At 69.6% G+C, this 11840-nt stretch carries 10 protein-coding genes and 1 riboswitch; of the genes, 5 read left to right on the forward strand and 5 right to left on the reverse strand.

Features of this window, described 5'->3' with window-relative positions; translation table 11 throughout:
• Positions 1-16 precede the first annotated feature (16 nt).
• Positions 17-886, reverse strand: coding sequence for a bifunctional hydroxymethylpyrimidine kinase/phosphomethylpyrimidine kinase (thiD, locus tag G361_RS0138070; RefSeq protein ID WP_019932401.1), 870 nt, complete (start codon positions 884-886; stop codon positions 17-19).
• Positions 887-1066: 180 nt separating this feature from the next.
• Here thiD and G361_RS0138075 point away from each other — a divergent pair, with 180 nt between their 5' ends.
• Positions 1067-2068, forward strand: coding sequence for a 2-hydroxyacid dehydrogenase (locus G361_RS0138075; RefSeq protein ID WP_019932402.1), 1002 nt, complete (start codon positions 1067-1069; stop codon positions 2066-2068).
• A gap of 31 nt (positions 2069-2099) precedes the next feature.
• Here the strand turns inward: G361_RS0138075 and G361_RS0138080 are convergent, their stop codons facing one another.
• On the reverse strand, positions 2100-3236 hold the full coding sequence (locus tag G361_RS0138080; protein WP_026344009.1) for an epoxide hydrolase family protein: 1137 nt from the start codon (positions 3234-3236) through the stop codon (positions 2100-2102).
• A gap of 86 nt (positions 3237-3322) precedes the next feature.
• Here G361_RS0138080 and G361_RS0138085 point away from each other — a divergent pair, with 86 nt between their 5' ends.
• Positions 3323-3976 carry a TetR/AcrR family transcriptional regulator gene (locus G361_RS0138085; protein WP_019932404.1) on the forward strand — a complete coding sequence of 218 codons (654 nt, stop codon included), beginning with the start codon at positions 3323-3325 and terminating at the stop codon, positions 3974-3976.
• A 143-nt stretch (positions 3977-4119) separates the two neighbouring features.
• Here G361_RS0138085 and thiC read toward each other — a convergent pair whose 3' ends face one another.
• Entirely contained in the window at positions 4120-5778 is a 1659-nt protein-coding gene (gene thiC / locus G361_RS0138090; protein ID WP_019932405.1) for a phosphomethylpyrimidine synthase ThiC, read from the reverse strand.
• Positions 5771-5899: riboswitch (TPP riboswitch) on the reverse strand. (Overlaps the previous gene by 8 nt.)
• Before the next feature lie 198 nt (positions 5900-6097).
• Between thiC and G361_RS46150 the strand changes: the two genes are divergently transcribed.
• Positions 6098-7594 carry a hypothetical protein gene (locus G361_RS46150; protein WP_063711930.1) on the forward strand — a complete coding sequence of 499 codons (1497 nt, stop codon included), beginning with the start codon at positions 6098-6100 and terminating at the stop codon, positions 7592-7594.
• 26 nt (positions 7595-7620) lie between these two features.
• On the opposite strand, the gene G361_RS0138100 is transcribed toward G361_RS46150, so the two are convergent.
• A complete protein-coding gene (locus G361_RS0138100) occupies positions 7621-8256 on the reverse strand; it encodes a TetR family transcriptional regulator (RefSeq protein WP_036496227.1) in 636 nt (211 codons plus the stop codon).
• A gap of 195 nt (positions 8257-8451) precedes the next feature.
• Here G361_RS0138100 and G361_RS0138105 point away from each other — a divergent pair, with 195 nt between their 5' ends.
• A complete protein-coding gene (locus tag G361_RS0138105) occupies positions 8452-10284 on the forward strand; it encodes an acyl-CoA dehydrogenase (RefSeq protein ID WP_019932408.1) in 1833 nt (610 codons plus the stop codon).
• Between the two features lie 94 nt (positions 10285-10378).
• A complete protein-coding gene (locus G361_RS0138110) occupies positions 10379-11017 on the forward strand; it encodes a hypothetical protein (protein ID WP_019932409.1) in 639 nt (212 codons plus the stop codon).
• Here G361_RS0138110 and G361_RS0138115 read toward each other — a convergent pair.
• Positions 10998-11822: an exodeoxyribonuclease III gene (locus tag G361_RS0138115; RefSeq protein WP_019932410.1), complete on the reverse strand. Its 825-nt coding sequence runs from the start codon at positions 11820-11822 to the stop codon at positions 10998-11000. The genes G361_RS0138110 and G361_RS0138115 overlap by 20 nt on opposite strands.
• Positions 11823-11840 lie beyond the last annotated feature (18 nt).

Genomic DNA, 11840 nt, shown 5'->3' on the forward strand with positions numbered 1-11840 from the left:
GTGCTTCACCTCCGGGTCACGGAACGGGATGGCGCACAACCTGATCGGCGTGCAGCCGCCACAACGGCGAGACGGGCCCGTGCCCCGCGCCGAGATCGTAGGCGGCCTTCAGGCAGTGGGTGGTCCACTCCTTCGCGAAGGCCACCGCGTCCGGTACCTCGTAGCCGTGGGCGAGCGCGCAGGCCGTCGCCGCGGCGAGGGTGTCACCGCCGCCGTGGTCGTTGCCGGTGTCGATGCGCGGCGCCGACAGTTCGTGGAAGTGGTCGCCGTCGTAGAGCAGATCGGTGCTGAAATCCGAGGTCCGCAGATGACCGCCCTTGACGATCGCCCACCGCGGCCCGAGTGCGTGCAGCGCCACGGCCGCGTCGCGAGCGGTGACATCGTCGGTGACCTCGACACCGGTGAGCAGCCGTACCTCGTCCAGATTCGGCGTGATCACGGTCGCCAGCGGAATCAGCGTGTGCCGCAACGCATCCAGCGCCTCGGCGTGCAGCAGTGGATCGCCGTGCATGGAGGCCGCCACCGGATCCACCACCAGCGGGACGTGCCCGGCCTGCCCGATGCCCAGCTCGCGGCACACCTCGGCCACCGCCTCGATGATCGCGGTCGAGGCCAGCATCCCGGTCTTCGCGGCGCCGATGCCGATATCGCTCACCACCGACCGCACCTGCCCGGCCACCGTCTCCGGCGGGATCTCGTGGAAACCGCTCACGCCGACCGTGTTCTGGACGGTCACGGCGGCGACCGCGACGCAGGCGTGGACCCCGAGCAGGGCCATCGTGCGGGTGTCGGCCTGGATTCCGGCGCCTCCGCCGGAATCGGTTCCCGCGATGGTGAGTACTCGGACCGGGGTCTGTCCGTCGGGCGTCAGCGGCAGCAATTTCACGCTACCGACCCTAGCGACCGCCCCCGCTCGGGGAGCCGGGTCGGTGGTATGCGGTCCCGGGCCGAGGTGCGCCGCGGGCCCGGACGGTCCGCCCGGACTCCGGCAACGGTTGCGTGACGGCCGCCTAACGAGTCGCCCGGCCGCCGCCCGGCGCGGTGACACCGGGTTAGCGTCACCGGCATGGAGATCCTCGCGTTCGGCGTGCAGGCCGACGAGCAGCCGCTGCTGGTCGCCGCGTTCGGCGATCGGCACCGGGTCCACTGCCTGACCGAATTCCTGAGTACCGACACCGCCCCGCTGGCGGCGGGGCACGAGGTGATCAGCACCGGGGTGAACGCCCGGCTCGACGCCGCCGCGCTGGGGATCCTCGCCGCCGGCGGCACCCGGATGATCGCGCAGCGGTCGACCGGCTTCAACAACATCGACCTGACCGCCGCCGCGGAGCTGGGCTTCACGGTCGCGCGGGTCTCCTATTACTCACCGTATTCCGTGGCCGAATTCGCCTGGACCCTGGCGACGGCGATCGACCGGCGGCTGGTGCGCGCGGTCAACCGCACCCGGGAATTCGACTTCCGGCTGGACGGACTGATCGGCCGCGACATCCACGGCAGCGTGGTGGGTGTCATCGGCACCGGCAAGATCGGCGCCGCCTTTGCGCGGATCGGTTACGGATTCGGCGCCCGGCTGCTGGGCTGGGATGTGGCCGAGAACCCGTTCTGCCGGGACGAACTGGGTATGGAGTACGTGGCGCTGGATCGGCTGCTCACCGAATCGGACCGGGTGTCCCTGCACGTGCCGCTGGTCGCGGACACCCACCACCTGATCGATGCGACCGCGCTGAGTCGGATGCGCGACGACGCGATCCTCGTCAACTCCAGCCGCGGCGGACTGGTCGATGCGAACGCGCTGGTGGAAACGCTGCGCGCGGGCCGGCTGCGCGGGGTGGGCCTGGACGTGTACGAGGAGGAGACGGGCCTGTTCTTCACCGACCGATCCCTCGCGGGGATCGCCGACGACACCCTGGCCCGCCTGATGACCTTCCCGAACGTCCTGGTCACCTCGCATCAGGCGTATTTCACCGCGACCGCGGTCGGCCAGATCGTCGCGACGACCGCCGCGAACGTCGAGGACTATCTGGCCGGCCGCCGCTCGGCGAACACCCTGGTCCCGGCCGCGGGCTGACCGTCTCGCCCGCGGTATCCGGCGACGCGACTCAGCCGAGGCCGCCGAAGAATTCGCGGATGTCGCCGACGAGCACCTCGGGCGCCTCGTGCGCGGCGTAGTGCCCGGCGGCGTCGTTCGCGCCCCCGGCAGGCAGGCCGGCGTCGTAGGAGTTCCAGCGGACCAGGCCCGCGTGATCGCGCTCGGCGAAGCGCCGGATCGACCGGAAATCGCCCGCGAACATGGCCAGCGCGGTCGGCGCGGTGGTCGGTCCCTGCGGATGTTCGGCGGTGTGCGCATCCTCGTAGTAGAAGCGGATCGCGGAACCCGCGGTGCCGGTGAGCCAGTGGATCGCCACATTGCCGATCACGAACTCCGGATCCAGCGATTCGCCGAACAGCTGGGCGTTCCAGCCCAGCAGGCCGACCGGGGAATCCGCCAGCGCGTACGCCAGCGTCTGCGGTTGCTGGCTGTGCAGGGTGTTGAACGCCATCTTGTTGTCCAGGAACCACTGCAGATGGGCGAGCGCGGCGTGATCCTCGGCCGGCAGCCCCTCGAATTCGGCCGGATCGCCGGAGGGGAACGAGAACAGCTGCGTGACATGGACGCCGATCACCCGCTCCGGCGCGAGCCGGCCGATCTCGGGGGAGACGAACGAACCGCCGTCGTTGCCGACGGCGCCGAAGCGCCGGTACCCGAGCCGGTCCATCAGCTCCAGCCAGGCCCGCGCGGTGCGGTACCGGTTCCAGCCGGTGCTGCGGGTCGGGCCCGAGAATCCGAAGCCGGGTAGCGACGGGAGGACCACGTGGAAGGCCGGCGTCCGCGGGTCCGCCGGCTCGGTCAGCGGCGCGATGATGTCCAGGTATTCGAGGATCGAGCCCGGCCAGCCGTGGGTGAGGATCACCGGCGTCGCATCCGCCCGGCTCGACCGGACGTGCAGGAAGTGGATGTCCTCGCCGTCGATCGCGGTGGTGAACTGCGGGTACGCGTTCAGCCGCGATTCCAGTGCCCGCCAGTCGAATTCGTCCAGCCAGTACTTCGCCAGCCCGCGCACCCGGTCGCCGGGGACGCCGTATCCGTCGCCGGCGCCGGGCAGCTCGTCCGGCCACAGCGTCCGGCGCAGCCGGTCGGTCAGATCGTCGACGCGCGACTGCGGGATGTCGATGCGGGAGGGGTGGATCGCGGTCATCGTGTTCTCCTGTCGGAACGGAATGCTTTGTTCTGTTTCGACCATAACAGAACGGATCATTCCGTTTCAAGCGGTAGACTGGGGACATGTCCGAGACTGCGAAACCCCCGGTCCGACCGGGTCTGTCCGGCCGCCGGGCCGAGGCCGCCCGCAACGACGGGATCATCCTGGCCGCCGCGCGCGAGGTCTTCCTGACCGATCCGGGGGCGCCGATCGCCGCCGTCGCCGAGCGCGCCGGGGTCGGCATCAGCGCGCTCTATCGCCGCTACGCCTCGAAGGAGGTGCTGCTGCGTACCCTCTGCCTCGACGGGCTGCGCCGCTACAACACGGAAGCCGAAGCGGCCCTGGACAATCCGGACGACTGGCCGGCGCTGGTGGAATTCCTGGACCGGGTGGTGGCCGCCGACGTGCACTCGCTGACCGTCCGGCTCGCCGGAACCTTCACGCCCAGTGCCGAATTCGCGCCGGAGGTACGCCGCTCGGGCGAGCTGAACGAGCGGATCCTCGCCCGCGCACAGCGATCCGGGCGATTGCGCGCCGGCGTCACGATCGCCGATCTGGGGCTGATCCTGGAGGCGTGTGCCGCGGTGACCCTGCCCGATCCGGAGCGGACCGCGGTGCTGCGGCGCCGGGTGCTGGCGCTGCTGATCGACGGACTCGCCACCGCGGGCGAATTACCCGGTCCGCCACCGCGACCGGGCGAATTCGCGCATCGGTGGCGTACCACCGGCCCGCAGTGAGGTGGGCCCGGCGGATCGTCGCGGTTCCCGTCCCAGGGCGGAGGCCGGGGCCTGGCGGCGGCCCCGGCCTCCGCGGTGGGACGGGCGCCCGCGGAGGCCGCGGCGCAGCGAAGCGACTGCGCCGCAGCGATTTCCGATGCGGGTCAGGAAACGACGGGCAGATACACCTGGTTGCCCGCCTCCGCGAATTCCGCGGACTTCTCCGACATGCCGGCGCCCAGCGCCTGTTCACCGGTGAGCCCGTGCTTCTCCGCGTACTCCCGGACATCCGCGGAGATGCGCATGGAGCAGAACTTCGGCCCGCACATGGAACAGAAGTGTGCGGTCTTGGCGGGTTCGGCGGGCAGGGTCTCGTCGTGGAAGTCGCGGGCGGTGTCGGGATCCAGCGACAGCGCGAACTGGTCGCGCCAGCGGAATTCGAAGCGCGCCTTGGACAATGCGTCGTCGCGCTCCTGGGCCCGCGGATGCCCCTTGGCGAGATCGGCGGCGTGGGCGGCGATCTTGTAGGTGATCACGCCGGTCTTCACGTCGTCGCGATCGGGCAGGCCCAGATGTTCCTTCGGCGTGACGTAGCACAGCATCGCCGTGCCGGCCTGCGCGATGATCGACGCCCCGATGGCCGAGGTGATGTGGTCGTAGCCGGGCGCGATATCGGTGGCCAGCGGGCCGAGCGTGTAGAACGGCGCCTCCTCGCACCATTCCTCCTCGAGCCGGACGTTCTCCACGATCTTGTGCATCGGCACGTGACCCGGGCCCTCGATCATCACCTGGACGCCGTGCGATTTCGCGATCCCGGTCAGCTCGCCCAGGGTGCGCAGCTCGGCGAACTGCGCCTCGTCGTTCGCGTCGGCGATCGAACCGGGCCGCAGGCCGTCACCGAGGGAGAACGTGACGTCGTAGCGCGCCAGGATCTCGCACAGCTCTTCGAAATTCGTGTACAGGAACGATTCGGTGTGGTGGGCCAGGCACCAGGCCGCCATGATCGATCCGCCGCGGGAGACGATGCCGGTGACCCGTTTCGCGGTCAGCGGCACGTAGCGCAGCAGCACGCCCGCGTGCACGGTCATGTAGTCCACACCCTGCTCGCACTGCTCGATCACGGTGTCGCGGTACAACTCCCAGCTGAGCTCGGTGGGATCGCCGTTCGTCTTCTCCAGCGCCTGATAGATCGGCACGGTGCCGACCGGGACCGGCGAATTGCGCAGGATCCACTCGCGGGTCTCGTGGATGTTGCGGCCGGTGGACAGGTCCATGATGGTGTCGGCGCCCCAGCGGGTGGCCCACACCATCTTCTCCACCTCCTCGGCGATCGAGGAGGTGACGGCGGAATTCCCGATGTTCGCGTTGATCTTCACGGCGAACTTCTTGCCGATGATCATCGGCTCGGATTCGGGATGGCGATGATTCGCCGGGACGACCGCGCGACCCGCGGCCACCTCCGCGCGCACCAATTCGGGGGAGACGCCCTCGCGCTCGGCGATATAACGCATCTCGGTGGTGACGATCCCCGCCCGAGCCCAGGCCAGCTGCGTCCGCGGGCCGGGGACCTGCGGCTTCGCCCAGGAATCGCGGAGTTTCGGCAAGCCGGCCTCGACATCGATGACGGCGGCGTCGTCGGTGTACGGGCCGGAGGTGTCGTACACGTCGAAATGGTCGCCGGTGCTCAGCCCGACCCGCCGCACCGGAATGCGCAGTGCGGTGCCGTCGGCGTCGATCTCCCGATAGTGTTTGGCGCTGCCCTGAATGGGACCCGTGGTGACGGTATCCACGACCTGGTCGGCCGCGACACGGTTCGATGACATTCGAAATCCTCCCTACGCCGGCATTACCCGGTCAGGTTCGTACGGTCGACGGCCCTGATCCGCCCGTAGAAGGGCTAGCCGTCCTCTCAGCCCGCTGGTGCGAGCCCCCGTTGATCACTGCTCACTGCGCAGTGACCTACTGCGCAGTGCTTACTGCCGATATGTCGTTGTGCCGTACCCGGAGGTACGACCGTCGACGATACTCGGCCGCCCCCGCGCGCCGCGACCGATTCGGGTCCCGGGTGCGACCGCCGCCCGGCGGTACCCTGTCGGGCACTGCGAGACGGCTACCCGAGAAATACGAGCGAAGGCGGCGGAGATGTCAGCTGGCGACGAGTGGGGTGTGGTCTTTCCGGAGGTGGACGGTTCCCGGTCCTCCACCGCGACCGGTGCGGCGATCCTGGCGGCGGCGGTTCGGGGCTGGGATCCCTATCAGGCCGACCGGATCGCGGCGGCGGGCAACTGGCGCACGGAGTACATCGACCACTACGTCGCGGTCACCGCGGCCGGCGCGCGCGGCGGCGCCCCGGTACTCGGCATCGCGGCCGACGGCCTGGCCGCGATGCGCCGGATGTTGCACCACCGCGGCGAATCCGGGGAGGCGCCACTGACGGAGCTGGTCTGGCCGGACACCGTCACCGCGAAAACCGTGACGGTGCACGGGGAATCGGATCCGGCTCGGGAGCTGTCGGTGCCGTATCACGGAATTCGGCTGGCGGGCGCCGCCCTGCGCGACCGGCTGTACCGCTGGCGCGATCTCGGCGCGCTGGAACCCGGATTCGTCGCCGCGCTGGAGCGGGTGATCGATGATCCGTCGCTGCTGGCGCTGCCGGGCCGGCAACTCGTGCTGATCGGCGCGGGCGCGGAGATGGGCCCGCTGGAGCCGCTGAGCGAATGGGGCGCGCAACTACTCGCGCTGGATGTGCCGGTGCCCGCGGTGGCCGATCGGATCGCGGGCATCGCGCGCCGCGGCGCCGGTTCGGTGACTGTGCCGCAACGGGATTCGGACGGCGTCGCCGGGCTGAACGTCGCCGCGGCGGTGGGCGAGGTCGCCGCCTGGATCCGGGCGGCCGCCGCGGGCGACCGGCAACTGGTGCTCGGCATGTACGGCTACGCCGACGGCCCGCGGCACGTCACGCTCACCGCGGCCGCCGATCTGCTCGCCACCCGGCTGCTCGAGCAGCGGCCCGGTACCGCGCTGGCCTACCTCGGCACGCCGACCGACGCCTATCTGGTGCCCGGCCCGATCGTGGACGGCATCCGGCGCCCGCCCGGCCGGCTGACCGCCGCCACCTGCGACGGGCTGCGCGCGGTCAGCCGCGGCCGGATCGGGCGGCGCGCGTATCCGATCACCCACGCCGGACCCGGCGGTTCGCGCTGGGGCGTCGCCGACATGCTGCTGCCGTTGCAGGGCCCGAACTACGCGCTGGCCAAGCGGTTACAGCGCTGGCGGGCCCTGACCGCCGCCGCGGCCGGGCATCCGGTCTCGTGCAACGTCGCCCCGGCCGCCTGGACCCGCTCGGTGACGAGGAACGCGATGTTCGAGATCGCCTACTCCGGCGCCGAATTCTTCGGGGTGCGGATCTTCCCGGCCGATACCGCGCGCTATCTGATGGCCGCGAAGCTGGTCGCCGACCTCGCCGCCCCGGTATCCGACCTGGACGGCCAGCCGGAGGCGCTGTTGTACGGGGACGCCGCGCACGGCGGCTTCTGGCGGCAGCCCTACGATCCGAAATCGGTACTGCCGTTGGTCGCCCTGGCCGGCGTCGGTGCCCGGACCACCCGGGCGGTACGAAACCGATTCGGCCGCAACTGATCCGGGGTCGGCCGGGGCCGCAGCGGTCAGGAGTGCCGCAGCGCGCGGTACACCGCGGTACCCACCAGGGCACCCAGTTCCGTTGTGCTCCACAAATTGTCGCCGGCGAGCAGGGTGCGGACCGCGCCCTCACCGGCGGACACCCACAGCTCCACCAGGGCGGGCAGTTTGCGCTCGGCGTCGGCGGTGCCCCATGCCCGCAGGGTGGGCCGCAACCGCCGGGTGCAGCGCTCGACCGCCAGCCGGCGGCCCCGGCCGAACGAGCCCGCCACCGCGGGATCCGGGTTGCCGTACAACAGTTTCCACGTGTCGGGACGGGCCGACACGGTATCCAGCAGCGCCCGGAAGCCCTCGACGAACACCGTCTCGTCGGCCTCGACCCGGCGCCGCGGCAGCGCGTCGGTGATACCGCGCACGAGATACCGTTCCTCGCGCTGGATCAGCGCATCGATCAATTCCACCCGGTCGGCGAAGCAGGCGTACACCACGGGCCGGGTGACGTGCATGCGCTCCGCGACCGCCGCGATGGTCACCGCGGCGATACCCTCCGACACCGCGATCTGCAGTGCGGTGTCGAGCACGTGCGGACGCCGGCGTTCGGGGCCCAGATGCTGCGCTCGCGCCCGCGGTCGTGCCACCGCTTCCGAACCCGTGCCAGCCATGGGCCAGACGATAGCAGCGAGCGATCGCCGACACGCCCGGCCGGGCGGCAAGACCGGTAGCGGCAATATTTGGCAAACATTCGATAACCGCAGGTAGGCAGTGTTGTTTCTTACGGTTGCGTAGTCCTGCGCGGATGCGGCAACCTCACGAAGCGGACGCACGAGGCGAATCACCGGGACGGCGAGGAGAGCGACGTGGGGCACTACAAGGCGAACCTGCGCGACATCGAGTTCAACCTGTTCGAGATGCACGGGGTGGGGGAGGCGCTGGAGTCCGGCAGATACGGCGACCTCGACGCCGCGACCGTGCGCAGCATGCTGCACGAGGTGCTGCGGCTGGCGGAGGGCCCGGTCGCCGAATCGTTCGTCGACGCCGACCGCAATCCGGTCCAGTTCGACGCGGCGAACCACACCGTCATCGTGCCGGATTCCATGCGCAAGACGGTCTCCGCCGTGAACGAGGCGGGCTGGTCGGCGCTGGGCATGCCGCCGGAGATGGGCGGCGTGGACGTGCCGCCGCCGGTGGTGTGGGCGGTGCAGGAGATGATCGTCGCCGCGCACAACGCCGCGAGCTTCTTCAACATGGGCCCCTCCCTGCACCGGGTGCTGTACCACGAGGGCACCGCGGAGCAGCAGCGCTGGGCCACCCACGCGTGGGAGAACCGTTGGGGCGGAACGATGGTGCTGACCGAGCCGGACGCCGGCTCCGATGTCGGCGCGGGCCGGACCAAGGCGATCGAACAGCCCGACGGCACCTGGCATCTGGAGGGCGTCAAGCGATTCATCTCCGGCGGTGACGTCGGTGACACCGCGGACAACATCCTGCATCTGGTGCTGGCCCGGCCGGCGGGCGCACGGCCCGGCACCAAGGGCCTGTCCATGTTCGTGGTGCCGAAGGTCCGATTCGACCCCGAGACCATGGAACTCGGCGAACGCAACGGCGTGTACGTCACCAACCTCGAGCACAAGATGGGCATCAAGTCCTCGCCTACCTGTGAATTGACCTTCGGCGCAACACATCCCGCGGTCGGCTACCTCGTCGGCGGGATGCACGACGGGATCGCGCAGATGTTCCGGGTGATCGAGGGGGCCCGGATGATGGTGGGCGTGCTGTCCGCCGGCACCCTGTCCAGCGGTTACCTGAATGCCCTGGAATACGCCAAGATTCGCATCCAGGGCGCCGATCTGACCCGGATGACGGACAAGACCGCGCCGCGCGTCACCATCAGCCGGCACCCGGACGTGCGGCGCAGCCTGATGCTGCAGAAGGCGTACGCCGAGGGCATCCGGGCGCTGTACATGTACACCTCGGCGTATCAGGACGCGGACCTGGCCGCGGCGAATTTCGGCGCGGACGCCGAAACCGCCGCGCACGTCAACGATCTGCTGCTACCCATCGTCAAGGGCGTCGGATCCGAGCGCGCCTACGAGGCCCTCACCGAGACGTTGCAGACCTACGGCGGCTCCGGATATCTGCAGGACTATCCGGTCGAGCAGTACATCCGGGACGTGAAGATCGACTCGCTGTACGAGGGCACCACCGCGATCCAGGCCCAGGACTTCTTCTTCCGCAAGATCATTCGCGACAACGGCCGATCGCTGGCGCATGTGGCGGGGCTGGTGCAGAAGTTCGCCGAGACGCCGATCCCGGGCGACCGGCTGAAGACCGAACAGGCGCTGCTGAACGCGGCCCTCACCGACGTCCAGGCCATGGTCTCCGTGCTGACCAAGTATCTGGTGCTCTCGCAACAGGAACCGGAGGAGATCTACAAGGTCGGGCTCGGCTCGGTGCGCTTCCTGCACGCGGCGGGCGATCTCGTCATCGGCTGGCGGCTGCTGGAACAGGCGAAGGTGGCGCTGGCCGCGCTGGACGCGCGGCCCAGCGACAAGGACCGGCTGTTCTACACCGGAAAGGCCGCTGTCGCTTCGTGGTTCGCGAAGAACCGGCTGCCGCTGCTCAGCGGGGTGCGGGCGGTACTGGAGACCATCGACTGCGACATCATGCGCCTGGACGAGGACGCGTTCTGATCATGGGGCGGTGATCCCGGCCGTTCCGGCGGCGTTCCGACAGAAGACTTTTCCACTCTGGTGTAAATACGGCCGCTGGCGGTACAACTAGGGCATGGTCTACCCGGTGGCCTTCGGCTGGATTCAAACGCTGCTCATCGCGATGGTGGTGCTGGCACTCGCACTGTTCGTATTGGGGTTCGTCCGCATGCGCAAGGTCGGCCGGGGCGCCCTCGCCCGGCACGGCTCGGGCGGGATCGTACTGATCCTGCTCGCCGGGGTGGTCCTGTGGGGTACCACCCTGCTCCAGACCTATCTCGGTCTCACCGGCGAGGTGAAGGCCGCGCATGTGGTGGCCACGCCGGTCGCCGGGACGCCGCACAGCCTGGATGTGGATCTCACACTGTTCGGCGACCGCGGTCACGCCGAGCAGCACCAGAAGTATCGGATCGAGGGCGATATGTGGGTCCTGCAGGCCGATATCGTCGAATTGCAGCACTGGGTCAACACCATGGGATTCCACTCCGGCTATCAGGTGACCCGGCTGTTCGGTGAGCGGCTCGACGGGGTCGCGGTGAAGCAGAACCAGACCTTCGTCGGCGGCAGCGACGAGAACTTCTTCAACGACATGCAGCAGCACTCCTGGTACACGAAACCGTTCGTGCGCTCGGCCTACGGCAACGCGGTGATCGCCACCACCGGCAGCTGGGACGTGTACATCTCGCAGGACGCGATCAAGACCCGTCCGGCCTGAGTTCGGCCACGACGGGCGCATGATCGCTGGCGCCCTTGCCCTTTCGCTCCTCCCGGTCGACCGATGCGTCGGTGACCCGGGCGGCCAGCGCCGGGGAGGCGAGGACGAAGTCGATGCGCATGCCCTCCTTGCGGGGGAAGCGCAGCTGGGTGTAGTCCCAGTAGGTGTAGACGCCGGGGCCGGGTGCGAACGGGCGCAGCACATCGGCGAATCCGGTGTCCACGATGGCGGCGAAGGCGTTCCGTTCCGGTACGGACACATGGGTTTTCCCGGCGAAGAAGGCCGGTGACCAGACATCGTCGTCGGTGGGTGCGATATTCCAGTCGCCGACCAGCGCGATCTGCGCCTCCGGATCCGTGGCCAGCCATCGCTCGCTCGTCTCCTGAAGGGCGGCAAGCCATTCCAGCTTGTAGGTGTAGTGCGGATCGTCGAGTGCGCGGCCGTTGGGCACGTACAGGCTCCATACCCGGACCCCGCCGCAGGTGGCGCCGATCGCGCGGGCCTCGACCACCGGGGCGCTCAACAGCGAATCCGCCGCGTCCTTGTCGAATCCGGGCTGACCCGGGAAGCCGATCTCGACGTCGTCGAGGCCGATCCGGGAGGCGATCGCCACCCCGTTCCACTGGCTGAGCCCGATGTGCGCCACCTCGTATCCGGCCTCGGCGAAGCGCTCGGCCGGGAACTGATCGTCGCGGCACTTGGTCTCCTGGATCGCCAGCACGTCGATATCGGCGCGATCCAGCCAGTCGACGACCCGATCCAGCCGGGACCGGATCGAATTCACGTTCCAGGTGGCCAACCGCATCAGGGGCGCCCCGCCTTC

Origin of the sequence: Nocardia sp. BMG111209 (assembly GCF_000381925.1) — a bacterium.
In the GTDB taxonomy this organism is placed as follows: domain Bacteria; phylum Actinomycetota; class Actinomycetes; order Mycobacteriales; family Mycobacteriaceae; genus Nocardia.